General features: G+C 73.8%; 22 protein-coding genes and 1 riboswitch. Of the genes, 13 read left to right on the forward strand and 9 right to left on the reverse strand.

From position 1 onward, the window contains the following. Both DY240_RS08315 and DY240_RS08320 read left to right on the forward strand, forming a co-directional pair. A partial coding sequence (locus tag DY240_RS08315) for an HNH endonuclease signature motif containing protein (RefSeq protein WP_147375238.1) occupies positions 1-789 on the forward strand: 789 nt, incomplete at its 5' end. Positions 790-836: 47 nt separating this feature from the next. After that, a complete protein-coding gene (locus DY240_RS08320) occupies positions 837-1,250 on the forward strand; it encodes a VOC family protein (protein ID WP_119659473.1) in 414 nt (137 codons plus the stop codon). Here the strand turns inward: DY240_RS08320 and DY240_RS08325 are convergent. Both DY240_RS08325 and DY240_RS08330 read right to left on the reverse strand, forming a co-directional pair. After that, positions 1,204-3,099: an anthranilate synthase family protein gene (locus DY240_RS08325; RefSeq protein WP_119659474.1), complete on the reverse strand. Its 1,896-nt coding sequence runs from the start codon at positions 3,097-3,099 to the stop codon at positions 1,204-1,206. The genes DY240_RS08320 and DY240_RS08325 overlap by 47 nt on opposite strands. 167 nt (positions 3,100-3,266) lie before the next feature. Next, positions 3,267-4,166: a slipin family protein gene (locus DY240_RS08330; RefSeq protein ID WP_119659475.1), complete on the reverse strand. Its 900-nt coding sequence runs from the start codon at positions 4,164-4,166 to the stop codon at positions 3,267-3,269. Positions 4,167-4,282: 116 nt separating this feature from the next. On the opposite strand from DY240_RS08330, the gene DY240_RS08335 reads away from it, so the two are divergent. From DY240_RS08335 to DY240_RS08345, 3 genes are all read left to right on the forward strand, one after another. Beyond that, on the forward strand, positions 4,283-4,888 hold the full coding sequence (locus DY240_RS08335) for a TetR/AcrR family transcriptional regulator (protein ID WP_119659476.1): 606 nt from the start codon (positions 4,283-4,285) through the stop codon (positions 4,886-4,888). Positions 4,889-4,953: 65 nt separating this feature from the next. Then, a complete protein-coding gene (locus tag DY240_RS08340) occupies positions 4,954-6,687 on the forward strand; it encodes an ABC transporter ATP-binding protein (protein WP_119659477.1) in 1,734 nt (577 codons plus the stop codon). Continuing rightward, positions 6,684-8,708, forward strand: a complete 2,025-nt coding sequence (locus DY240_RS08345) for an ABC transporter ATP-binding protein (RefSeq protein ID WP_119659478.1) — start codon at positions 6,684-6,686, stop codon at positions 8,706-8,708. The genes DY240_RS08340 and DY240_RS08345 overlap by 4 nt, the downstream gene beginning before the upstream one ends. A gap of 9 nt (positions 8,709-8,717) precedes the next feature. Here the strand turns inward: DY240_RS08345 and DY240_RS08350 are convergent, their stop codons facing one another. Next, entirely contained in the window at positions 8,718-10,136 is a 1,419-nt protein-coding gene (locus DY240_RS08350; protein WP_199701080.1) for an ankyrin repeat domain-containing protein, read from the reverse strand. Positions 10,137-10,382: 246 nt separating this feature from the next. Between DY240_RS08350 and DY240_RS08355 the strand changes: the two genes are divergently transcribed. After that, positions 10,383-12,587 carry an outer membrane protein assembly factor BamB family protein gene (locus DY240_RS08355; protein ID WP_119659479.1) on the forward strand — a complete coding sequence of 735 codons (2,205 nt, stop codon included), beginning with the start codon at positions 10,383-10,385 and terminating at the stop codon, positions 12,585-12,587. A gap of 22 nt (positions 12,588-12,609) precedes the next feature. Here the strand turns inward: DY240_RS08355 and DY240_RS08360 are convergent, their stop codons facing one another. After that, positions 12,610-13,194, reverse strand: a complete 585-nt coding sequence (locus DY240_RS08360; protein WP_199701081.1) for a helix-turn-helix domain-containing protein — start codon at positions 13,192-13,194, stop codon at positions 12,610-12,612. A gap of 67 nt (positions 13,195-13,261) precedes the next feature. Here DY240_RS08360 and DY240_RS08365 point away from each other — a divergent pair, with 67 nt between their 5' ends. Continuing rightward, positions 13,262-14,260 carry an NAD(P)/FAD-dependent oxidoreductase gene (locus DY240_RS08365; RefSeq protein ID WP_119659480.1) on the forward strand — a complete coding sequence of 333 codons (999 nt, stop codon included), beginning with the start codon at positions 13,262-13,264 and terminating at the stop codon, positions 14,258-14,260. On the opposite strand, the gene DY240_RS08370 is transcribed toward DY240_RS08365, so the two are convergent. Next, positions 14,191-15,261: an iron-siderophore ABC transporter substrate-binding protein gene (locus tag DY240_RS08370; RefSeq protein WP_119659481.1), complete on the reverse strand. Its 1,071-nt coding sequence runs from the start codon at positions 15,259-15,261 to the stop codon at positions 14,191-14,193. The two genes, DY240_RS08365 and DY240_RS08370, sit on opposite strands and share 70 nt — an antisense overlap. 48 nt (positions 15,262-15,309) lie before the next feature. Next, complete coding sequence (locus DY240_RS08375; protein WP_199701082.1) at positions 15,310-16,008, reverse strand: hypothetical protein; 699 nt, start codon at positions 16,006-16,008, stop codon at positions 15,310-15,312. 116 nt (positions 16,009-16,124) lie between these two features. Here DY240_RS08375 and DY240_RS31755 point away from each other — a divergent pair, with 116 nt between their 5' ends. Beyond that, positions 16,125-16,280, forward strand: coding sequence for a hypothetical protein (locus tag DY240_RS31755; protein WP_158602778.1), 156 nt, complete (start codon positions 16,125-16,127; stop codon positions 16,278-16,280). Positions 16,281-16,716: 436 nt separating this feature from the next. Here DY240_RS31755 and DY240_RS08385 read toward each other — a convergent pair whose 3' ends face one another. Next, entirely contained in the window at positions 16,717-17,364 is a 648-nt protein-coding gene (locus tag DY240_RS08385) for a class I SAM-dependent DNA methyltransferase (RefSeq protein WP_119659494.1), read from the reverse strand. A gap of 84 nt (positions 17,365-17,448) precedes the next feature. On the opposite strand from DY240_RS08385, the gene DY240_RS08390 reads away from it, so the two are divergent. Both DY240_RS08390 and DY240_RS33860 read left to right on the forward strand, forming a co-directional pair. Beyond that, positions 17,449-17,673 carry a hypothetical protein gene (locus tag DY240_RS08390; RefSeq protein ID WP_119659484.1) on the forward strand — a complete coding sequence of 75 codons (225 nt, stop codon included), beginning with the start codon at positions 17,449-17,451 and terminating at the stop codon, positions 17,671-17,673. A gap of 2 nt (positions 17,674-17,675) precedes the next feature. After that, positions 17,676-18,278 (forward strand): Clp protease N-terminal domain-containing protein, encoded by a 603-nt coding sequence (locus DY240_RS33860; protein ID WP_119659485.1) that lies wholly within the window; start codon positions 17,676-17,678, stop codon positions 18,276-18,278. 3 nt (positions 18,279-18,281) lie between these two features. On the opposite strand, the gene DY240_RS08400 is transcribed toward DY240_RS33860, so the two are convergent. Next, on the reverse strand, positions 18,282-18,713 hold the full coding sequence (locus DY240_RS08400) for a nitroreductase family deazaflavin-dependent oxidoreductase (RefSeq protein WP_119659495.1): 432 nt from the start codon (positions 18,711-18,713) through the stop codon (positions 18,282-18,284). A 28-nt stretch (positions 18,714-18,741) separates the two neighbouring features. Between DY240_RS08400 and DY240_RS08405 the strand changes: the two genes are divergently transcribed. After that, positions 18,742-19,821, forward strand: coding sequence for an alpha/beta hydrolase family protein (locus tag DY240_RS08405; protein ID WP_199701083.1), 1,080 nt, complete (start codon positions 18,742-18,744; stop codon positions 19,819-19,821). Here DY240_RS08405 and DY240_RS08410 read toward each other — a convergent pair. Beyond that, positions 19,811-20,632, reverse strand: a complete 822-nt coding sequence (locus DY240_RS08410; RefSeq protein WP_119659487.1) for an alpha/beta fold hydrolase — start codon at positions 20,630-20,632, stop codon at positions 19,811-19,813. The genes DY240_RS08405 and DY240_RS08410 overlap by 11 nt on opposite strands. 27 nt (positions 20,633-20,659) lie before the next feature. Next, positions 20,660-20,753, forward strand: a riboswitch (TPP riboswitch). 8 nt (positions 20,754-20,761) lie between these two features. On the opposite strand from DY240_RS08410, the gene thiD reads away from it, so the two are divergent. Together thiD and DY240_RS08420 are read left to right on the forward strand one after the other, a co-directional pair. Continuing rightward, on the forward strand, positions 20,762-21,574 hold the full coding sequence (gene thiD / locus DY240_RS08415) for a bifunctional hydroxymethylpyrimidine kinase/phosphomethylpyrimidine kinase (RefSeq protein WP_119659488.1): 813 nt from the start codon (positions 20,762-20,764) through the stop codon (positions 21,572-21,574). Further along, positions 21,571-22,245 (forward strand): TenA family protein, encoded by a 675-nt coding sequence (locus DY240_RS08420; RefSeq protein ID WP_119659489.1) that lies wholly within the window; start codon positions 21,571-21,573, stop codon positions 22,243-22,245. Before thiD ends, DY240_RS08420 begins: the two co-directional genes overlap by 4 nt. Positions 22,246-22,357 lie beyond the last annotated feature (112 nt).

Here is a 22,357-nt window from a genome sequence, read left to right on the forward strand (position 1 = left end):
GCCGGCTCCGCCGGCGACTCCGCCCACCGGGCGTCCGCCGGCCTGGTCGGTCCCGCCGGCCCGACAGCCGCTGCCGGCGACCCCGCCCACCAGGCGCCCGCCGCAACGGCCCGCTCCGCCAGCGACCCCGCCCACCGGACGTCCGCCGGAACGGCCGACTCTGCCGGCGGTTCGGTCGATCGCGCGGCCGGTCGCGGCGCCGGCGTCACCGGCCCGCTGGGCCACGTCGCCGGAGTTGCGGGTTCTGCCGGCGGTGCATCGTCTCGTGCCGAGGCCGCCGGGCTGCCACCACCGCCACCGTCCAGCACCAGCACCCCACCGCCGCGGCGGCGGCCGATCGCCGTGCACATCACCGTGCCGTTCGCCACCGCGATCGGGTTGAGTGACCAGCCGGGTGAGCTGGAGGGGTACGGGCCGATCCCCGCGCACGTCGCCAAGGTCCTCGCCGCCGAGGGTGTGTGGACCTGGCTGCGCACCGACGGCAGCGGGCACCTGCTCGATCTCGGCCGCACCCGATACCGCCCCACCAAGGCACTGGCCGACTTCGTCATCGCCCGGGACAAGACCTGCCGGACACCGGGCTGCCACCGGCCCGCGATCACCTGCGACCTGGACCACATCGTCCCCTTCGCCGCCGGCGGGACCACCGACCCCGACGACCTGCATGCGCTGTGCGAGACCCACCACAAGCTCAAACACCACGGGCACTGGCACGTCGAACGACTCCCCGACGGCACCACCATCTGGATCAGCCCCACCGGCCACCGCTACGAGAAGCCTCCAGGCTGAGCGATTTCTCCAAGCGCGCGGCCGTCGCCGGGCGCGACGATGGGGTCATGAACGAGATCACCGTGACCCCGAAACTGGTCGTCGACAGCGCCGACCGCGCCATCGACTTCTACCGCCGCGCACTCAGCGCGGAGCCCGGCGTCCGGTACGCCGGGCCGGACGGCAGGGTCGTCTACGCCGAGTTCCGGCTCGGCGCGAGCACGCTGTCGATCAAGGACGCCGACGAGCACGACCCCGCCGCCGGCGCGCTGTTCACGCTGGACGTCCCCGACGCGAACGCCGTCGGGGCGGCCCTGGAGCAGGCCGGCGCGACCGTCGTGTTCCCGATCGACGACCAGCCGTACGGCCTGCGCCAGGGACGGCTGCGCGACCCGTTCGGCATCCAGTGGATCGTCTCGCAGCAGACCGACGACCTCAGCCCCGACGAGGTGCAGCGGCGGCTGGACTCGACGCCGGGGTGAGCACGCCCGTCACCAGCTCCGCCAGCAGGTCGATCCCCTCGGTGGACAGGATCGACTCCAGGTGGAACTGCACCGACGCGAACCCGGCCCCGCGCAGCGCGAACACCTCGCCGGTGTCCGGATGCGCCGCGACCTCCACACCCGGTGGCATGTCGGCACCGGCACCGGCCCCGGCGCCGGCGAGCCCCGCCGCGTACGTGTTGTAGAAGCCGACCCGGGTCTCGCGGCCGAACAGCGGCACCGCCCGCTGGGTGCCCTGGTACGGCCGCGGCAGCGGCCCGACCGGCAGTCCGAGCTGGCCGGCCAGCACCTGGTGGCTGAGGCAGACGGCGAGCAGCGGCCGCCGTGCGGCCAGCCGGGCGCGGACGACGTCGTGCAGCCGGGCGATCCGCGGGTCGGCGACGTCACGCGGGTCGCCGGGGCCGGGGCCGGCCAGCAGCAGATCGTACGCGTCGCCGTCCGCCGGGCGGCCGCCGACGGTGTCCCAGCGCCGGACCTCCGCCCGCATGCCGAGCCGGCGCAGCAGGTGCGCCAGCATCGCCGTCCACCGGTCCTCGGCGTCGACGATCAGTACCGATCGCCCCGCCAGCGTGGGCCGTGCGGCGTCCGCACCCTGCGGGCGCAGCCAGAACGGCGCCAGGGTGCGGTTGCGCGCGGTCAACGCGGCCGCGATCTCCGGGTCGCCGGCGAACGACGGCGACCGTCGCGCGCGGCCCGACCCGGCGAGCGCGGCCAGCACGCCGGCCGCCTTCGCGTGCGTCTCGGTGACCTCGTGACCGGCGACCGAGTGCCGCACCAGCGTCGCGCCGACGGGGACCCGCACCGTCCCGTCCGGCTCCAGGTACGCCGTGCGGATGAGGATCGGCGCGTCGACGGTCAGCCGGCCGGCGGCGCCCTCGATGAGCGCCGCCACCCCCGCGTAGTACCCCCGCCCACCCACCTCGTAGCGCGTGATCACCCGCGCCGCGTTCTCCAGCGGCGACCCCGTCACCGTCGGGGCGAACATCGTCTCGCGCAGCACGTCGCGCACGTCCAGCCGCGTCGCGCCCTCGAGCAGGTACTCGGTGTGGATCAGGTGGCTCATCTCCTTGAGGTACGGCCCGAGGACGCGTCCGCCGTCCTCGCAGACCGCGCTCATCATCTTCAGCTCCTCGTCGACCACCATGAACAGCTCTTCGGTCTCCTTCGGGTCGGCGAGGAAGCGCAGCAGGTCGTCGGAGGTGGCGCCGTCCGCCGGGACGCGGTAGGTGCCGCTGATCGGGTTCATCACGACGGTGCCGTCGTCGACGCTGACGTGCCGTTCCGGCGTTGCGCCGACCATCGTCAGGTCGCCGGCGTGCACCGCGAACGTCCAGTACGCACCCGGTTCGCCGGTGAGCAGCCGGCCGAACAGCCGCAGCGCCGCGTGCGGCACGGACCCGGTCAGCCGGGCCAGGTAGTCGCGCCGGATGACGAAGTTGGCGCCGGCGCCGCGGCCGATCTCGTCGCGGATGACCCGCCCGACGATGTCCGCGTACTCGTCGTCGGCGACGTCGAACCCACCCGGCGCGACGTCCACGTCGCCGGACACCGCGGCCACGACGTCCGCCCGCGACAGGTGCGACCGCGACCGCACCCGCAGGCAGCGCAGCGGCGCGCCGTCGTCGTGGCACTCGAAGCCGCGCTCGGACAGCTGCCGGTACGGGATCAGCGCCAGCGTCGCCGGGCTGTCCCCGTCCGGCAGCGGGATGTCCGCCAGCCGGTCGACGTCGACGACGTCACCGAGCAGCAGCTCGACGCCGGGCCGGCCGGCGCGGGCGAGCAGGGCGAACGGCGGGGGAGCGGGGTCGTCGAGCAGGTCCTTCAGCATGGTCGTTCCTTCCGGTCGGGCCTCGACCGGGCGGAACGGGTGCCGGAACGACGGCGACCGCCTCGGTGAGGCGGTCGCTTGCGTGGGGTACGCGAAGGGAGTGGGCCGCCTAGGAGGCGGGCCACCACGTGCCGAGCACGGTCGCGTACATGCGGGTGACCTTAGCATCACCCGCCGTTGGCCGGGGCCGTCCGCGGGACGTGCGCCGGCGGCGGCACCGTCGTCGCCGTCACCGGCGGCGGTGGCGGCGGCCGTTCCGGCAGCTCGCGGGCCCCGTTGGTCTCGGCGGCGCCCTCCTGAGCGGCCGGCTTCTCCGTCGCGTTCTCGAGGAAGCGCAGCAGCTCGACCGGGAACGGCAGCACCAGGGTCGAGTTCTTCTCGGCTGCCACCTCGACGATCGTCTGCAGCAGCCGCAGCTGCAGCGCCGACGGGGTCGCCGCCATCGCGGACGCCGCCGAGGCGAGCTTGTGCGACGCCTGGAGCTCACCGTCGGCCGTGATGATCCGCGACCGCCGCTCCCGCTCCGCCTCGGCCTGTCGTGACATCGAGCGCTTCATCGTCTCCGGCAGCGCGACGTCCTTGATCTCGACCCGGTCGATCTCGATGCCCCAGCCGACGGCCGGGCTGTCGATCATCAGGGCCAGGCCCTGGTTCAGCGCCTCCCGGTTGGACAGCAGGTCGTCGAGCTCGCTCTTGCCGATGATCGACCGCAGCGACGTCTGGGCCACCTGCGAGACGGCGAACTCGTAGTCCTGCACCTCGACGACGGCGTCGACGGGGTCGTGCACGCGGAAGTACACGACGGCGTCGACGCGGACCGTCACGTTGTCGCGGGTGATGCCGTCCTGCGCGGGGATCGGCAGCGTGACGATCTGCAGGTTGACCTTGCGCATCTGGTCGACGAACGGGGCGATCCAGACGAAGCCCGGCTCGCGCGGCGGCCCGTGCACCCGGCCGAGCCGGAACACGACGCCGCGCTCGTACTGACGGACGACGCGCGCGCTCGCGCCCAGCCCGACGAAGCCGGCCATGACCAGGATGATGAGGATCGCGAATAGCGCACCCATGCTGACCTCCTCGTCAGCGGCGGTTCATCTTCGAGCGTACGCCGGGCGCTCGCGGCGAGCGAACACGCGGGAAAACCGGTTGTGAGTGAGTCCTCACTCACTTACCATCGTGACCCATGGCCACCGAGACCCGCCGGACCCGCGCGACGCCCATGTCGCCGGACGAGCGGCGCGAGGCGATCATCGCCGCCACCGTGCCGCTGCTGCGGCAGCACGGGTTCGCCGTCAGCACCCGGCAGATCGCCGAGGCCGCCGGCATCGCCGAGGGCACCATCTTCCGGGTCTTCGACGACAAGGAGTCGCTGCTGCGGCGGGCCCTCGAAGCGGCCCTCGAGCCCGGCGAGACCGAGCGGCGGCTGGCTGCCGTCGGCACCCACCTGCCGCTGGAGGAGCGGCTGCTGGCCGTTGCGCAGATCCTGCACGAGCGGCTGACCAGCGTCTTCCAGCTGATGGTGGCGATCGGCTTCAACCGGCCGCCCGGCGACGACGGCCGGCAGCAGCCCCCGCGGCATGCCGGCATGATGACGATCATCGCTCAGCTCCTCGAGCCCGACCGCGACCGCCTGCGCGTCCCTCCGGCCGAGGTGGCCCGGCGGCTGCGCGTCCTCGCCTTCGCCGGCTTCCACCCGCTCATCAACGACCACGAGCCGATGACGCCGGCCGAGGTCGTCGACACCCTCCTGCACGGCGTCAGCACCGAAGCGGGCGACCCCTCGCCCTGACCCCCTCGACCCGGGCACACGAAGCACCTCACCTCACATCCGATACTCCCGTTCGGAGCCGCACCATGCTCATCACCCTGTTGCGGACGTACCTGCGCCCGTACCGGCGATGGCTCACCGCCGTCGTCGTGCTGCAGTTCGTCGGCACGCTGGCCTCGCTGTACCTGCCCAGCCTCAACGCCGACATCATCGACAACGGCATCGCCCGCGGCGACACCGGCTACATCATGCGCACCGGCGGGTGGATGCTGGCGGCGACGCTGCTGCAGATCACCTGCACGATCGGCGCGGTGTACTTCGGCGCCAAGACGGCGATGGGGTTCGGCCGCGACGTGCGGGCCGCCGTCTTCCACCGCGTCGGCGAGTTCTCCGCCCGCGAGGTGGGCCGGTTCGGCGCGCCGTCGCTGATCACCCGCAACACCAACGACGTCCAGCAGGTCCAGATGCTGGTGCTGATGTCGTGCACGCTCCTGGTCACCGCGCCGATCATGGCCACCGGCGGCGTCATCATGGCGCTGCGCGAGGACGTCGGGCTGGCCTGGCTGCTGCTGATCTGCGTCCCGGCGCTGATCGCCGGCATCGCGCTGATCGTGCGGCGCATGGTGCCGGGCTTCCGGCTCATGCAGGAGCGAATCGACGGCGTCAACCGGGTCATGCGCGAGCAGATCACCGGTATCCGCGTGGTCCGCGCGTTCGTCCGGGAGCGGTGGGAGCGCAGCCGGTTCGCCATCGCCAACACCGCGCTCACCGAGACCGCCCTCTACGTCGGCCGGCTGATGGCGCTGATGTTCCCGTGGGTGATGTTCGTCTTCAACGTGTCCAGCGTGGCGGTGCTGTGGTTCGGTGCCGGCCGGGTCGACGACGGCCAGATGCAGATCGGCTCGCTGACCGCCTTCCTGACCTACCTGATCCAGATCCTGATGTCGGTCATGATGGCGACGTTCATGCTGGTCATGCTGCCGCGGGCCACTGTGTGCGCCGAGCGCATCGGCGAGGTGCTCGACACCGAGTCGTCGGTGGTGCCGCCGGCGGAGCCGGTGACGACGCTGCCGCGGCGGGTGTCGCTGGAGCTGCGGGGCGCGGAGTTCGCCTACCCGGGCGCGGAGGCGCCGGTGCTGCGCGACGTCACGTTCACCGTCGAGCCGGGCACCACGACGGCGATCGTCGGCAGCACCGGGTCGGGCAAGACGACGCTGGTCAGCCTGGTGCCCCGGCTCATCGACGTGACGGCGGGCCAGGTGCTGGTGGGCGGCGTCGACGTCCGCCGGCTCGACCCCGAGGCGCTGCGCGAGCGGATCGGCCTGGTGCCGCAGAAGGCGTACCTGTTCTCCGGCACCGTGGCCAGCAACCTGCGCTACGGCAACCCGAGCGCCACCGACGACGAGCTGTGGGAGGCGCTGCGCATCGCGCAGGCCGCCGACTTCGTCGCGGAGCTGCCCGAGGGCCTGGACGCGCCGATCGCGCAGGGCGGCACCAACGTGTCCGGCGGGCAGCGGCAGCGGCTGGCGATCGCCCGGGCGCTGGTCCGCAAGCCCGACATCTACCTGTTCGACGACTCGTTTTCGGCGCTCGACCTCGCCACCGACGCCCGGCTGCGGGCGGCGCTGCGGCCGCACACGACGGACGCCGCGGTGCTCATCGTCGCGCAGCGGATCTCCACCATCATCGACGCCGACCAGATCGTGGTGCTCGACGACGGCGCCGTCGTCGGGCTCGGCACGCATGCCGAGCTGCTGGAGAGCAGCCCGACCTACGCCGAGATCGTCGAGTCCCAGCTGACCGCGGAGGAGGCGGCATGAGCGCGTCCAGGCCGGCCGGAGGCGCCGGGTCCACGGCGACGGCGGCGCCCCCTCGACCCGCCGGCCCGGGAGGTCCCGGCGGCCCCGGCGGACGTCCTGGCGGCGGGCCGTTCGGTGGCGGCATGGCCGGGCCGCCGCAGAAGGCGATGAACTTCGGCCCGTCGGCGAAGCGGCTGATCGGGCGCCTGCGACCCGAGCGCGCCGGCGTGCTGCTGGTGATCGTGCTGGCGGTCGTCAGCGTGGCGCTCAACGCCGTCGGCCCGCGGCTGCTCGGCCACGGCACCGATCTCATCTTCGAGGGTGTCATCGGCCGGCAGCTGCCCGCCGACGTCACGAAGGACCAGGCGGTCGAGAATCTGCGGGCCGACGGCCAGGACACCTTCGCCGACATGCTCGCGCACATGGACGTCGTGCCCGGCCAGGGCGTCGACTTCGACGCGCTGCGGTCGGTGCTGCTGGGCGTGCTGGCGCTGTACGTGGGCGCGTCGCTGTTCATGTGGATCCAGGCGTTCCTGCTCAACACGATCGTGCAGCGGACGGTGTTCCGGCTGCGCTCGGACGTCGAGGACAAGATCCACCGGCTGCCGCTGAAGTACTTCGACGCCAACGCCCGCGGCGACGTGCTGAGCCGCGTCACCAACGACATCGACAACGTGTCGCAGAGCCTGCAGCAGACGATGAGCCAGCTGCTCAACTCGCTGCTCACCGTGCTCGGCGTGCTGGCGATGATGGTGTGGATCTCGCCCGTGCTGGCGTTGATCGCGGTGGTGACGATCCCGCTGTCGATGGTCGTGACCGCGGTGATCGCGAAGCGGTCGCAGCAGCAGTTCGTGGCGCAGTGGGCGCACACCGGCGCGCTGAACGGGCAGATCGAGGAGGCCTACACCGGCCACGCCCTCGTGAAGGTGTTCGGCCGGCAGCGCGAAGTGGAGGAGTCGTTCGGCGCCAAGAACGACGAGCTGTTCCAGGCCAGCTTCGGGGCCCAGTTCGTGTCCGGGCTCATCATGCCGGTGATGTTCTTCATCGGGAACCTCACCTACGTCGCGATCGCCGTCGTCGGCGGCCTGCGCGTGGCGTCGGGGTCGATGAGCCTCGGCGAGGTGCAGGCGTTCGTGCAGTACACCCGGCAGTTCACCCAGCCGCTCACCCAGCTGGCGTCGATGGCGAACCTGCTGCAGTCCGGCGTGGCGTCGGCGGAGCGGGTGTTCGAGCTGCTCGACGAGCCCGAGCAGGTGCCCGACCCGGAGACGCCGGCGACGCTGGGCGGCCCGGCCCGCGGGCGGGTCGAGTTCGAGCACGTGACGTTCAGCTACGACCCGGACCAGCCGCTCATCGAGGACCTCTCGCTGGTGGCCGAGCCGGGCCGGACGGTGGCGATCGTCGGCCCGACCGGCGCCGGCAAGACCACTCTGGTCAACCTGATCATGCGGTTCTACGAGCTGCAGGGCGGGCGCATCACCATCGACGGCCGCGACATCGCCGAGCTGAGCCGCGACGAGCTGCGCTCCACCATCGGCATGGTGCTGCAGGACACCTGGCTGTTCGGCGGCACGATCCGCGAGAACATCGCCTACGGCGACCCCACGGCGTCGGAGGAGCAGATCCGCGCCGCGGCCGAGGCCACCTACGTCGACCGCTTCGTCCACTCGCTGCCCGACGGCTACGACACCGTCATCGACGAGGAGGGCGACAACATCAGCGCCGGCGAGAAGCAGCTGCTCACCATCGCCCGAGCGTTCCTCGCCGACCCGTCGATCCTCATCCTCGACGAGGCGACGTCGTCGGTCGACACCCGCACCGAGGTGCTGGTGCAGCAGGCCATGGCGGCGCTGCGCAGCGACCGGACCAGCTTCGTCATCGCGCACCGTCTGTCGACGATCCGCGACGCCGACCTGATCCTCGTCATGCGCGACGGCGCCATCGTCGAGCAGGGCTCGCACGCCGTGCTGCTCGAACGGCGGGGCGCGTACTTCGACCTGTACAACAGCCAGTTCGCGCTGCCGGCGGTCGACTCGGACTGACGCCGCCGCTCAGCGCAGCTCGACCCCGTGGTCGAGGAGGGCCCGCGCGCACCCGTCGAAGTCGCGCGGGCCCACCTCGCCGTTGACCGACGCCCACGCGAACGTGCCGGCGACGGTGTCGCCGAAGCCGTGCGGCACGGCCGGGTCGGCGCCGTGCTCGAGGAGGAACCGCGTCAGGCCGGCGTCGCCGCGGAAGACGGCGTGGTTCAGCGCGGTCGCCTGCCAGTCGCCGCCGAGGGTGTCGACGGGCCAGCCGGCCTCGACCATCAGCCGGACGGCGTCGGCGGCACCGGCGGCGGCGAGGTCGGGCAGCAGCCGCCGCTGGGCGTCGTCGAGCGTCGCCACCACGCCCGGGTGGTTCGCCAGCAGCCGGCGCGCGGCCGCGCCCTCGCCGCTCGCGCACGCGGCGACGACCAGCTCGCGGACGTCGAGCGGCTCGACGGCGCCGGCGTCGGCGTCGTGCAGCAGTTCCGCGACCTCGGGGAGGCCGAAGCGCAGCGCCAGCCGGTAGGCGCCGACGCCATCCGGGGTGACGGCGCGCGGGTCGGCCCCGGCGTCGAGCAGCAGCCGCACGAACGCCGTCGAGCACCGCCGCCGGATCGCGAACAGCAGCGGCGACCCCCACGTCGGCGACGGCTCGTTCGGGTCGCCGCCGTGCTCGAGCAGCAGCCGCAGCACGTCGGCGTCGTCGTGGTCGGCGACGGCGAACATCGCGTTCGTGCCGGTCACCGTCGCGCCGGCGGCCAGCAGCAGGCGCGTGCACTCGAGGTCGCCGAGGGAGTGGTACAGCGACTCGCCGTCGTCGGGAGCGGCGCCGGCCTCGAGCAATAGGGCGGTCAGTTCGCGGTCGTGGGTGACGCCGGCGGCGCCGTAGAGCGCGGTCAGCGGGTGGCCGCCGTGCGGCGTGACCTTCTGGTTCGGGTCTGCGCCGGCCTCGAGCAGGACGCGCGCACACTCGCGGACGCCGTCGGCGAAATCGGTCAGCCGCACCAGGGACGAGTGCGTGACGGCGACCAGCGGCGGCAGGCCGAGCGGGCCGCCCGGCCGGTGCACCCAGCCGGGGTCGGCGACGATCGCGTCGCGGACGACGGCGACGTCGCCGACGGCGCAGGCGACGTGCGCGTCCGCGAGGTCGAGGCCGTCGACCTGGCCGATCGCCGCGGCGGCGCTCGCCGGCGTGGCGATGTGCGTCCCGCCGATGGTGTCGCCGGCATAGACCAGCGCGAGCCAGCCGGTCACCGTCAGGCCGCGCAGCTGCTCGACATGGCGGCGCAGCGCCGGCCACGACGCGAAGCCGTACCCGCGGGCGAGACGGAACTGGGCATCGCTCAGCCGCGCGCCGGGCTCGTCGTCGCGCAGGCGGCGCAGCAGCTGCTTGGCCTGCTTCTTCAGGTGGCCCAGGTCGGGGCGAGAGGGCAGCTCGGGCATCGAGACCTCCGTGCGCAAGGGCGCCGATGGTCCGCAGGGTCGGCCGCACAAAGGCTCGGACGATGGCACGTGCTGACGGAGTGGGTTGGACCCTGCCCGCGGACCCGGACGCGGCTCCGGCCGCGCTGCCGCCGAGCTTACCGTCTTCACCGGCCGGTCCGGGGGAGTTCATCCGGCAGGCCCCGGCCGCTCGATCGCCGCCCCTACCGTGACCGCCAGTCCACGGCGATTCGGGAGGGTGCAGCGATGGCCGACACACCTGGCAGGACCATCGATCGGCGGCGGTTCCTCGGCCTGGCCGGGGCCGGTGTCGCCGGCGCGCTGGCGACGACGTCGCTGCCGGGCGGCTTCGGCCGTCCGGCGCGGGCCGCCGCCGCTCCCGACGGCGCCGGCCTGCGGTTCGCTGTGGTCACCGACACCCACGCCAGCCCGGAGGAGCCGGTCCGGCTGCAGCTGCTGCCGCGGGTCTTCCAGTCGATCGACCGGGCGAACCCGGACTTCGTCATGAACTGCGGCGACATCACCGACTACGGCGCCGGGGCGGAGTTCGACGCGTACCTGTCGACGATCCCGCGGACGCTGCGGCCGCGGATGCGCCACGTCCCCGGCAACCACGAGGTGCGCTGGGACGTCAACGCCGGCCGGCTCTACCAGCAGACGTTCGGCCCGGCGCCGTACACGTTCGACGTCGGCGGCGTGCGGGTCGTCGGCCTGGACGCGACGCAGCTGCTGCAGGAGCCCGGGCACCTCGGGCCGGAGCGGCTGCGCTGGCTGTCGGGTGCTCTGGACCAGGGCGCGCCGGCGGTGCTGTTCCAGCACTTCCCGTACGGCGCCGATCACTATTACGTCAACGACCAGGACGCGTTCCTCGGCGCCGTCGCCGGGTCGTCCGTCCGCGCGGTGTTCGCCGGCCACGTGCACTCCGAGGGCGTCTACCGGTTCAACGGGTTCACGCAGGTCACCGGTGCCGCGACCCGCAACGCGGCGCTCTACTACTGGGTCGAGCGGGCCGAGGACGCCGGGCACCCGGTGCTGCGGGTCTGGGCCGTGACGGTGGCGATCGACGGCGTCGAGACGCGGCGCGAGCTGACCACGATCCCGCTCGGCGGCGACGGCTCGGGCCGGCTGCTCGCGCCCGGCCGCGTCGTCATCGATCTGGCCGCGGGCGGCGCGCTGGACGTCCGCGTCGAGGTGCCGCGCGACGGCGCTCCGGCGCAGGTGCGCGCGCAGGTGTACCCGCAGCACGTCTTCGGCGGCCGCAACGCCGGGACGTGGGTGCCGCTGGCGGCGCCGGGCCGCAGCCGCTGGTGGTCGGGGACGGTCGACGCCGCAGCGCTGCCGCCCGGCACCCACCGGCTGCAGCTGCGCGTCGTCGGCGCGGACGGCGCGACGCACGAGTCGACCGCGGCGTTCGAGCTGCCGGCGGTCGCCGGGACGCCGGGGCGGCGGTGGTCGCGGACACTCTCCGGGAGCGTGCAGGGCGGTCTGACGGCGACGCCGGACGGGCTCGTCGCGGCCGGGTCGACCGGTGGCGACGTGGTGCTGGTGGACCCGCGGCGGGGCGGACGACCGCGCTGGTCCGCGTCCGCGGGACCGGTGCTGCGCGCGTCCGCCGTCACCGTGGAGACGGTCTTCGTGCCGTCGGCGGACCATCGGCTCCGTGCCCTGGCCGCTGCGGACGGCGTCGAGCAGTGGAGCGTCGACGCCGGCGCGCCGGTGCTGTCGGCGCCGCTCGTCACGGCGCTGGGTCCGGACTCGGTGCCGGCCGTGGTGTTCGCCGCGGGCCGCACGCTGCACGCCGTCGACCCCTCGGACGGAGCGGAGCTGTGGCGGGCCGACCTCGGCGGGTTCTTCGCCGGGCGGGCCGCCTGCGACGGGGCGCGGGTCTACGCCGGCAGCGGCGACGGGTACGCGTACGCGTTCGACGCGGTGACGGGCGAGCGGCTGTGGCGGTTCAGCACGACGTCGCGGACGAACACCTACGGCCGGCTGCTCTACGGCGCCTGGGACGACACCGTCGAGCTGCTGCCCGGCGGCCTCGTGCTGTTCGCGACGGTGTCCAGCACGTTCGCCGTCGACGCCGCCACCGGTGCGCTGCGCTGGCAGGTGGCCGGCGGCTGCATGTACCCGCCGTCCGGGCTGACCGAGCACGGGTTGCTGCTGGTCGACGAGTGGGGCCGGTTCCAGCTGGTCGACCCGGCGACGGGGACGCGACGGTGGTACGCCGAGCTGGGCGCCCGCACGCTGAACGCCGGCCCGGTGATCGCCGGCGACACCGCCTGGGTGGTCGCGACCACCGGCCTGCTGGCCGGCGTCGACGTCGCGACCGGGATCATCGCGCACCGGCTGCAGACCGGTCCGGCGAACAGCTTCAGCACCCCGGTCGTGGTCGACGGCGTCCTCGTCTTCGGCGACCAGGACGGCGGCCTGCACGGCATCGACCTGCCGTGAGCGTCGTGTGCGCCGTGGCGGGTCAGTGCTTCGGGCGGGCGCGCACGTGCATGCGCTCGCCCTGCGGACCGTAGAGGCTGATGACCTCCGCCGGCTCGGGGCCGGGGTTGCCGAACCAGTGCGGCACATGGGTGTCGAACTCGGCGACCTCGCCGGCCTTGAGCAGGACGTCGTGCGGGCCGAGCCGCAGCCGGATGCGGCCCGACAGGACGTACATCCACTCGTAGCCCTCGTGCGTGCGCTGGTCCAGCTCCGGCGACGGGACGCCCGGCGGGAAGATCTGCTTGTAGGCCTGCAGGCCGCCCGGCCGCCGTGACAGCGGCACGTAGGTGATCCCGTTGCGCTGGAACGAGCGCAGCCGCAGCCGCGGGTCGCCGGTCTCAGGGGCGTCGACCAGCTGGTCCAGCGGGACCCGGTGCGCCCGCGCGATGGGCAGCAGCAGCTCCAGCGTCGGCCGCCGCCCGCCGGACTCCAGCCGCGACAGCGTGCTCACCGAGATGCCCGTCGTCTCCGACAGCTGGGCCAGCGTGACGCCGCGCTCCTGGCGCAACTCGCGCAGCCGCGGCCCGACGGCGTCGAGCACCTGGCCGAGGCGGTCGTCGTCCATGCGCACGATTTTGCCAGATCGGCAACGAACCTTGCCGCCGCCGGCGTCGGAGGCGCACTCTGACAACATGACTAATGAGAACCGTTACGACGTGGTGGTGATCGGCGGCGGGGCCGCCGGGCTGAGCGGTGCGCTGACGCTGTCGCGGGCGCGGCGGTCGGTGCTGGTGATCGACGCCGGGGCACAGCGCAACGCGCCCGCCGGCGGTGTGCACAACTACCTCGGCCGCGAGGGCACGGCGCCGGCCGAGCTGTACCGGATCGGCCGGGCCGAGATCGAGGGCTACGGCGGCGAGTTCCGCGCCGGGTCCGTGACCGAGGTGACCGGCGCGTCCGGCGACTTCACCGTCCGGCTCGAGGACGGCGACGAGGTGCGGGCGCGGCGCATCCTGCTGGCCACCGGCGGCGTCGACGACCTGCCGGACGTGCCCGGCGTCCGCGAGCGGTGGGGCCGCGACGTCCTGCACTGCCCGTACTGCCACGGCTGGGAGGTCCGCGACCGCGCGATCGGCATCCTGGCGACGTCGGCCGGCGCCGTCCACCAGGCGCAGCTGTTCCGGCAGTGGTCCGCCGACGTGACGCTGTTCGCGCACACCGCCGCCGCGGAGCTCGGTGACGACGCGCGGGCCGACCTCGCCGCGCGGGGCGTCCGCGTCGTCGAGGGCACGGTCGCGGCGCTGCGCATCGAGGACGACGCCATCGTGGGGGTCGAGCTCGAGAGCGGCGACGTCGTCCCCGTCGGCGCCGTCGTCGTGCAGCCGAAGCCGATCGCCCGGGCCGGCATGGTGGCCGGCCTCGGCCTGAAGCCGGTGGAGGTGGAGCGCGGCGGCCTCGTCGTCGGCACCGCCCTCACCGTCGACCCGACCGGCGCGACTGCGGTGCCGGGCATCTGGGCGGCCGGCAACGTCGCCGACGGCTATGCGACGGTGATCAAGTCGGCCGCCGCCGGGGTGGACGCCGCGGCGCTGATCAACTTCGATCTCGCCGCCGAGGGCGTCTACTCGCCGGTCGCCGAGGCCGTCGAGCCCGCCGAGGCCGCCGAGGCCGCCACCGCGTCGGCCAGCTGAGGCAGGTAGTCGTCGAGCATCCATGGGATCGACAGCACGGTCGGCGCGGAGCTGGCGCTCACGTAGTCCTCGCCGGCGATGGGCGCGAACGCGCCCGCCGCCACGGCGGGGATCTGCGCGTACGCCGGGTCGGCGGCGAACGCGTCGGCCGCGGCCTGGTCGTTGAACCAGGCGACGAACACGTCGGACTCGACGTCGCCGGCCAGCTCCGGTGAGACGTAGTAGTAGACGCCGTCGCCCTCCGCGTGCTCGTCGACGTACGGGGCCGGCGTCATGCCGAGGTCGGCGAGCAGCCGCACGCGCACGTCGTCGGACGTGTAGAGCGCGAGCTGCCCGCCGTCCTCGGTGCCGTAGGCGAAGGTCGCGCCGGCCAGCTCCGGGTACTCCTCGGTGCGTGTGGCGAGGTACTGCTCGGTGTCGCCGACCAGCCGCTCGGCCTCGTCCTCGCGGCCGAGCGCCCGCCCGATGATCGTGGTCTGCTCCTGCCAGGGCGTGCTCCACGGCGCGTCCGGGTAGGCGACGGTGGGCGCGATGGCGCTGAGCGTGTCGTACTCCTCCTGCGTGAGCCCGGAGTAGACGGCGAGGATGACGTCGGGCTGCGCCTCGGCGATCGCCTCGTACGGGATCTCCTCGCCCGCGGCGTTGGGCAGCAGCTCCGGCAGGTCGGCGTCGCCCAGGGCTTCGCGCACCCACGGCAGGACGCCCTCGTCGTCGCCGCCGTAGTCGAAGAACGGCATCGCCACCGGCGTGACGCCCAGCGCGAGCACGGCGTCCTGGTTCGACGGCCCCCACGTCACGACGCGCTCGGGCGCCTCCTCGATGGTGGCCTCGCCGAGCGCGTGCTCGATGGTCACCGGGAAGGCGCCGTCGGCCGGAGCGCCACCGGTGGCGCCGCTGCCGGGGTCGTTGCCGGAGGTGTCGCCGTCGGAGCCGCAGCCGGCGAGGGCCGCGGCTCCGACGAGCGCGACGAGCAGGAACGTGGGCAGGCGTCGAGGACTCACCCGGCTAAATTAGCTCAGGCAAACCTAACTTCGCGCGCCGGGGTCGCTTCAGGCGCTGACCGTGCCGGTGAGCCGGCAGGCGTCGGCCCAGCGTGCGGGGTCGGTGCTGCCACGCGGCTCGACCAGGCGGGCGCAGTCGGCGATGGTCAGCTCGAGCAGCTCGTGCAGCAGTGCGTCGGGGTCGGCGACGCAGGCGTTGGCGACGCCCTCGACCGCGCACCGGACCGCCGTCGGCGCCGCGTAGCGCTGGAAGCCCTTCATCGTCGTCTGCTCGCCCTCGGCGAAGTCGTACGCCCACCGGGCCGCCACCGGGACCTTGTCGAGTGCCTCGCGGCTGCGCTGGGTGAGCGTTCCGGCCGGCCGGTGGTCGAGCTCGTCGAGGATGCGCTCGGCCGACAGCAACGCGACCGCCAGCACCCGCTGCCGTTCCGCCGAGGCGACCGGCAGCGCCGTCTGGGCGACCCGCAGCGTGATGTGGACGTCCATGCGAGGGTCGTCGGAGTCGACCCCGATGACCGAGGGGACCAGTGGTGCCAGCCGCGGCCGGCGCTCGTCGGAGATGGCGTCGTTCACCAGCCGGGCGACCGCGGCCAGCAGCGGATGCGTGCAGGACGGGTGGTCGCTCCAGCGCTCGCCGGCGAGGTAGGACGCGAATTCCATGAAGCACGCGCCCTTGCGTGCGTTGCGGTGTTTGCCCTTCGAGAGCACCGGCAGCATGCCTGGTGCGTCGTTGTGGAGACCGGACATGGATGCACCCCGAGAGTCTTCGGCGGGTTGTGTGCTCACCATCTTGCTCCTGTTCACGCCTGGATTCCACTGCTTTGTGCGGTACTTCGGTGCGGCGCAGGGGGTGGTCAGGAGGCGTGCCGGGCCTCCTGGGCGACGAGTGCGGCCGCCGCGGCGACGTCGAGGTGATCGAGCGGTGCGCCGCGGCGACGGCCAGGAACGCCCCGGTCAGCGCGGCGGCGAGGGGTGCCTGGCCGGACTCGGGCTCGACGGCGACCTGCGCCAGGATGTAGCCGACGTCGAGGTCGGCCGGCCCGTCGGTGGCGTTGCGCCAGTCGATGAGCACCGGCCCGTCCGGTGTCAGGACCACGTAGCCGGGGTGTAGATCGAGGTGGATGACGGTGCCGTCCGGCGCGGCGGTGGGCCGCCCAGCCGGTGGGACGGCGTGCAGCCGCCGGTGCAGGTCGGCCAGCGTCGCGGCGGCCGCGGCGACGGTGCTGTCGCCGTCGAGCAGCGCCTGGAGGAGCGTCGGACCGGCGAGCCGGTCGAGGACGAGGTCCGGACCAGTGACCCCGTGAACCGCCGGCGCCGGGAAGCCGTGCGCCCGGACGTGCGTCATGACGGGCCGGGCTGCTCGCCGCGTGCGTGGTCGATGACGATGCCCAGAACCATGATCACGGGCGGATTACTGTCGCCATAGCAGTAGTAGCTCGCCCATGACGACGGTTCTCACCGCTGGACCCTCGCCAGCAGGTAGGCCTGCGGCGTCTTCTCCAGCGGCGGCCGCCCCGCCCGGACCAGCCGCGCCTCGACGGCGAAGCCGGCGTCGGCGAGCAGCTCCGCGATGTGGTCGGGCGGCAGCCGGTACGCATGGGCGTCGATGTCGTGCCCGTACGCGTGCTGGACGTGCACGACCTCGTCGCCCGCCTGGAAGGCCAGCAGCAGCCGGCCGTCGTGGCGCAGCGCCCGGCGGAACTCGGCGAACACGCCGGGCAGCAGCTCGGGCGGCGTGTGGATGATCGAGTACCACGCGACCAGCCCGGCCAGGGCGCCGTCGGGGACGTCGAGCGCCGTCATGGTGCCGACCGTGAACCGGATGGCGGGATGGGCGGCGCGGGCGACCTCGATCATTCTCGGCGAGAGGTCGACGCCGGAGATGTCGAGCCCGTGATCGTGCAGGTAGCCGGTGATGCGGCCCGGGCCGCACCCGACCTCGACCACCGGCCCGGCCCCGGTGCCGACCAGCGACGTGAAGGCGTCGAGCATGGCGCGGTCGAACGGCTCGCCGGCGAGGTGGTCGCGCAGCTGCTCGGCGTAGGACGCCGCGACCGTGTCGTAGGCGGTGCGGGTGGCGGTGACGAAGTCGGGCTCGATCATGGTCGCGACCGTATCGGGCGCCACCGACAGCCCGCGCCGTCAACATGAGTTGACATCCCCGAGGTGTCAGCTTAGGTTGACATCATGACCGGATCCGAGGCACGAGAGGCGGTCGACGCCGCGACCGGGGCCGTCGACGCCGACCCGCGGGTCGGCCTGCGGGCGGTCGCCGCGCTGCGCCGGCTGGTGGAACGGCTCGAGGCGCTGCAGGTCGAGAGCGCCCGGCGTCAGGGCTGGTCCTGGGAGGAGATCGGGGCCGCACTCGGCGTCAGCAGGCAGGCCGTGCACAAGAAGCACGCGAGGAGGTAGGGATGTTCGAGCGGTTCACCCGAGAGGCCCGCGACGTCGTGATCGGGGCCCAGAAGGAGGCCCGCGAGCTGCGGCATCGCTGGATCGGCACCGAGCACGTGCTGCTGTCGCTGCTCGCCACGCCCGAGGCGCCGGGGGTGGCGACGCTGACCCGGCTCGGCGTGACGGCCGAGCGCGGGCGCGAGGCGGTGGTCGCCGTCGCCGGAGACGGGGGAGACCGGCTGGGCGACGAGGACACCGAGGCGCTGAAGGCGTTCGGCATCGACCTCGACGAGGTGCGCCGGCGCGCCGAGCAGGCCTTCGGCGAGGGCGCGCTCGACGCGCCGCTGGAGTCCGGCGGGGGACGGCGGTTCGGCGTCTTCCGGCGCAAGCAGACCGAGCGCGGGCCGGGGCACCTGCCGTTCGCGCCGCGGGCGAAGAAGGCGCTGGAGCTGTCGCTGCGCGAGGCGGTCGCGCGCAAGGACACCACCATCGGGACGCAGCACATCCTGCTCGGGCTGCTGCGCAGCGACGACCAGCAGACGACGGCGGTGTTCCAGCGCCTCGGCATCCAGCCGCGTGCCGTCCGCGACCAGGTGCTCGCCGACCTCCGCAAGGCCGCCTGATTCCTAGCGCGGCTCCAGCCGGAAGACGGGGTGCCGGGCGGCCTCCGCGGCGAACGCGGCCGGCGGGTCGGAGGGGTGGGCGTCGAAGTAGGGACGGGTGATCGGCTCGGCCCGCACGTACGCCTTGAGCACCGGGCCGGCCTCGTCGGGACCGCACTCGACGACCGCGTACGAGGCGCGGTGCCGGCCCCGGCGCAGCGACACCTCGCCGGCCGCCCGGGCGTTGCGCACCCAGCCGACCTCGCCGTACGGGCCGACGAGGTAACGGCGTCCGTCGTGCGTCATGACCCGCACCGGTGTGGTGCGCGGCCGGCCGGTCGTCCGTCCGCGCACGGTGAGCAGGGCGTACGGCGGCACCAGCCCGGCCTTCAGCGCCGGCTCGAACAGCGCGTTGCCGATGCGCCGGGCCAGGGTCGTGCGATACGTCCGCGCCATGCCCCCATCATGCGGGGAGAATGGCCCCGTGTGCGGATTCCGGGTGGCGGCGACGGCGGCCGTGTCGGCACTGCTGCTGCTCGCCGGGTGCTCCGTGGACGACGGCGACCGGCCCGGCGCGGCGCCCAGCCCGTCGCCGTCCGCCAGCGGCCCGGCCGCCACGCCGGCACCGACCCCGTCGCCCACCTCGAGCCCGATACCCACGCCGACGCCGACGCCCACACCGGCCCACCCGGTCTCGCTGCCGGCGCTCATGCAGCAGCGGTACGACGGCGGGGACCTGCGGCTCGGCGAGGTGCTCGAGACCGGCGGCGGCTACACCCGGTACGCCGTCACCTACCGCAGCGCGGGCCTGACCATCAGCGGCATCCTCAACCTGCCCGACGGCACCGGCCCGTTCCCGGTGCTGGTCCTGGCGCACGGCTACATCGACCCGGAGATCTACACGACCGGCCGCGGCCTGCGTCGCGAGCAGGACTACCTCGCCCGGCAGGGCTACGCCGTCCTGCACACCGACTACCGCAACCACGCCGGCTCCGACGACGACCCCGCGAACGAGGTGCGGCTGCGGCTGGGCTACACCGAGGACGTCGTCAACGCCGTGCTGGCGGTCAAGGCGGCCACCCATCTCCCGCAGCTCGACGGCGAGCGGGTCGGCCTGCTCGGCCGGTCGATGGGCGGCGGGGTCACGCTGAACACGCTGGTGGTGCAGCCGGGACTGGTCGACGCCGCGGTCATCTACGCGTCGGTGAGCTCCAACGCCGTCCAGAACTTCGACACCTGGACGCGCGGCCGGCCGGGCGCGGAGGACCTGACGGCCGAGATCGTCGCGGCCTACGGAGCTCCGGAGGAGAACCCGGCGTTCTGGCGCGACGTCTCACCGGTGACGTTCTTCGACCGCGTGACCGAGCCGGTGCTCATCCACCACGGCACCGCCGACGAGACCTGCCCGCCGCAGTGGGCCCACGACACCGACGCCGCGCTGCGGGCCGCCGGCAAGGACGTCACGCTGCAGCTCTACGAGGGCGAGCCGCACGCGTTCGAGGCCGGCTGGCAGCTGTCGATCGAGCGGACGGCGGCCTTCTTCGCCCAGCACCTCACCGCGTGAGCGAGTCGAGCCAGCGCTGCAGAGCCGCCGTCAACGCGACCGGCGCGTCGAGCTGGACGAGGTGACCGGCACCCTCGATCAGTTCCAGCCGCGCGCCCGGGATCATCGACGCCAGCCGGTGGGCGCGGTCGACCGGGATCCACGTGTCGCTCGTGCCCCACGCGACCAGCACCGGCACGTCGAGCTCTCCGTACCGCGGCTCGATCTCGTCCGTGTGCGCCTCGTCGGCCGCGGCGATCTGCCGGTAGAACGCGCGCTGCCCGTCCGGCCCGAGCCACGGGCCGACCAGCATCCGCAGCTGGTCCGCCGTCAGCTCGCCGGTCGCCGCGCCGGACACGTACGCCCGCAGCAGCGCCTCGTGCAGGTCGGCCGGCAGCGCCTCGAACACCGATGGGTGCTCGCCGACCAGCCGGAAGAACGGCGACCCCCACGGCGCCTGCGCCACCACGTCGACCAGCGCCAGCGACGTCACCGGCGCGCCGTGCAGCAGGTGCGCCCGCAGCGCGACCGCGCCGCCGATGTCGTGCGTCACCAGGTGCGGCGGCGGGCCGCCCCAGAACCGCAGCAGGTCCGCCAGCAGCTCGCCCTGGACGGCCAGCGAGACGTCGTGCCCGTCGTCCTTGGACGAGCGTCCGTATCCCGGCATGTCCCAGAGATGGACGGTGTACCGGCTGCTCAGGGCGTCGGCGAACGGCTCCCAGAGCGCGGACGACCAGGGCGTGCCGTGGCAGAAGACGACCGGGGGACCCGCACCGCGCCGGCTCCAGCGGACCCGGCGCCCGCGCCAGGAGTACTCCTCGTGCGCTTCCATCCCGGCTGAGTCTAGGATCGAGGGCGTACCGATCGGCCGGGGTGCCCCGCGTGGGCTGAGATCACACCCGCCGAACCTGATCCGGGTCATTCCGGCGCAGGGAGACCGACGGAGGAGCTGTTGCGACTCATGACACCCACGATCATCACGGCGGCGGGGTCCGACCCGTCCGGGGGCGCGGGCATCCAGGCCGACCTCAAGACGTTCTCAGCACTCGGCGCGTACGGCGGTGCGGTGCTCACGGCGCTGACGGCGCAGAACACCCGCGGCGTCACCGGCGTGCTCCCCGTGCCGGCGAGCTTCGTCACCGAACAACTGGACGCGCTCTTCGCCGACCTCGACGTCGCCGCGGTCAAGACCGGCATGCTGGGCAGCCCGGACGTCGTCGAGGCGGTCGCCGACGCCGCGCGCAGGCACGGAGTCCGCCACCTCGTCGTCGACCCGGTCATGGTCGCGACGTCGGGGGACCGGCTGGTCGACGACGCGACCGTCGAGGCCATCCGCGACCGGCTGCTGCCGCTGGCCGCCGTCGTCACGCCCAACCTGCCCGAGACCGCGGCGCTGCTCGGGCTGCCGGCCGTGGCGCCCGAGGAGGCCGCGGATGCCGCCGCCGAGCTGCACGCCAAGGGCCCGGCCGCGCTGGTCAAGGGCGGGCACGCGGCCGGGCCGGAGGCCGTCGACGTCCTGGCCGACGACGACGGCGTGCTGGAGCTGCGGGCGCCGCGGGTGGCGACGGAGAACACGCACGGCACCGGCTGCACGCTGTCGTCGGCGATCGCCGTCGGGCTGGGGCACGGGCGGCCGCTGCGCGAGGCCGTCCGCGACGCCAAGACCTACCTCACCGACGCCCTGCGCGCCGCCGACCAGCTGCGCGTCGGCGCCGGTCACGGCCCGGTGCACCACTTCCATGCCTGGTGGACGCCGGAAGGGACGCCCGCATGAGCTTCTCCGCCGACGCCTGGGCCGCCGCCGCTGCGTGGTACCACGCCATCCGCGCCCACCCGTTCCTCACCGGCCTCGCCGACGGGACGCTGGAGCGCAAGGTGTTCCTCCGCTACATCGCCGACGACGCCCACTACCTGTCCCGCTACGCCCGCGCGCTGGCGACGACGGCGGCCCGCTGGCCGGACGCGGAGCAGGCCGCGGTGCTCGCCCGGTTCGCCGCCGGCGCCGTCGACGCCGAGCGGCTGCTGCACGAGGCGCTGTTCGCCGAGGCCGGCATGTCGCTGCAGGACGCCATCGGCGAGGTCGAGCCGACGCCGACCTGCCTGGCCTACGTCAACACGCTGCAGGCCGACGCCGCGCTGGCGCCCGCCGGGGTCGCGCTGGCCGGGCTGCTGCCGTGCTTCCGCGTCTACACAGAGGTCGGCCGTGAGCTGGTCACCGTCCTCGCCGGCACGCCCACCCACCCCTACGAGGCCTGGCTGCGCACGTACGGCGACCCCGCGTTCGAGGCGGACACCCGGCGCGCGGAGTCGTTCGCCGACGAGCAGGCCGAGCGTCACCCGGGCATCGTCGCGGCCATGCACGACGCGTACGCGCGGGCGACGCGGTTCGAGTGGATGTTCTGGGACGCGGCCTGGCGTGGGGAGACGTGGCCGGAGCCGACGTAATCCGGACGTAACGAACCCGCCACCCTACGTCAGGTGGGTGCGCTTTTGGTTTACGTGGCGTTACACTCGGTCGCACCCGGGCCCAGTGTCGCGCTCGTCACACCTCGCCCGA

Origin of the sequence: Jiangella rhizosphaerae (assembly GCF_003579925.1) — a bacterium.
GTDB lineage: Bacteria > Actinomycetota > Actinomycetes > Jiangellales > Jiangellaceae > Jiangella > Jiangella rhizosphaerae.

Excerpts from the sequence above, each read along its gene's own strand:
- DY240_RS08320 (WP_119659473.1), top strand. The coding sequence starts at position 837 with ATGAACGAGATCACCGTGACCCCGAAACTGGTCGTCGACAGCGCCGAC.
- DY240_RS08325 (WP_119659474.1), bottom strand. The coding sequence starts at position 3,099 with ATGCTGAAGGACCTGCTCGACGACCCCGCTCCCCCGCCGTTCGCCCTG.
- DY240_RS08330 (WP_119659475.1), bottom strand. The coding sequence starts at position 4,166 with ATGGGTGCGCTATTCGCGATCCTCATCATCCTGGTCATGGCCGGCTTC.
- DY240_RS08335 (WP_119659476.1), top strand. The coding sequence starts at position 4,283 with ATGGCCACCGAGACCCGCCGGACCCGCGCGACGCCCATGTCGCCGGAC.
- DY240_RS08340 (WP_119659477.1), top strand. The coding sequence starts at position 4,954 with ATGCTCATCACCCTGTTGCGGACGTACCTGCGCCCGTACCGGCGATGG.
- DY240_RS08345 (WP_119659478.1), top strand. The coding sequence starts at position 6,684 with ATGAGCGCGTCCAGGCCGGCCGGAGGCGCCGGGTCCACGGCGACGGCG.
- DY240_RS08350 (WP_199701080.1), bottom strand. The coding sequence starts at position 10,136 with ATGCCCGAGCTGCCCTCTCGCCCCGACCTGGGCCACCTGAAGAAGCAG.
- DY240_RS08355 (WP_119659479.1), top strand. The coding sequence starts at position 10,383 with ATGGCCGACACACCTGGCAGGACCATCGATCGGCGGCGGTTCCTCGGC.
- DY240_RS08360 (WP_199701081.1), bottom strand. The coding sequence starts at position 13,194 with ATGGACGACGACCGCCTCGGCCAGGTGCTCGACGCCGTCGGGCCGCGG.
- DY240_RS08365 (WP_119659480.1), top strand. The coding sequence starts at position 13,262 with ATGACTAATGAGAACCGTTACGACGTGGTGGTGATCGGCGGCGGGGCC.
- DY240_RS08375 (WP_199701082.1), bottom strand. The coding sequence starts at position 16,008 with ATGTCCGGTCTCCACAACGACGCACCAGGCATGCTGCCGGTGCTCTCG.
- DY240_RS08385 (WP_119659494.1), bottom strand. The coding sequence starts at position 17,364 with ATGATCGAGCCCGACTTCGTCACCGCCACCCGCACCGCCTACGACACG.
- DY240_RS08390 (WP_119659484.1), top strand. The coding sequence starts at position 17,449 with ATGACCGGATCCGAGGCACGAGAGGCGGTCGACGCCGCGACCGGGGCC.
- DY240_RS33860 (WP_119659485.1), top strand. The coding sequence starts at position 17,676 with ATGTTCGAGCGGTTCACCCGAGAGGCCCGCGACGTCGTGATCGGGGCC.
- DY240_RS08400 (WP_119659495.1), bottom strand. The coding sequence starts at position 18,713 with ATGGCGCGGACGTATCGCACGACCCTGGCCCGGCGCATCGGCAACGCG.
- DY240_RS08410 (WP_119659487.1), bottom strand. The coding sequence starts at position 20,632 with ATGGAAGCGCACGAGGAGTACTCCTGGCGCGGGCGCCGGGTCCGCTGG.
- thiD (WP_119659488.1), top strand. The coding sequence starts at position 20,762 with ATGACACCCACGATCATCACGGCGGCGGGGTCCGACCCGTCCGGGGGC.
- DY240_RS08420 (WP_119659489.1), top strand. The coding sequence starts at position 21,571 with ATGAGCTTCTCCGCCGACGCCTGGGCCGCCGCCGCTGCGTGGTACCAC.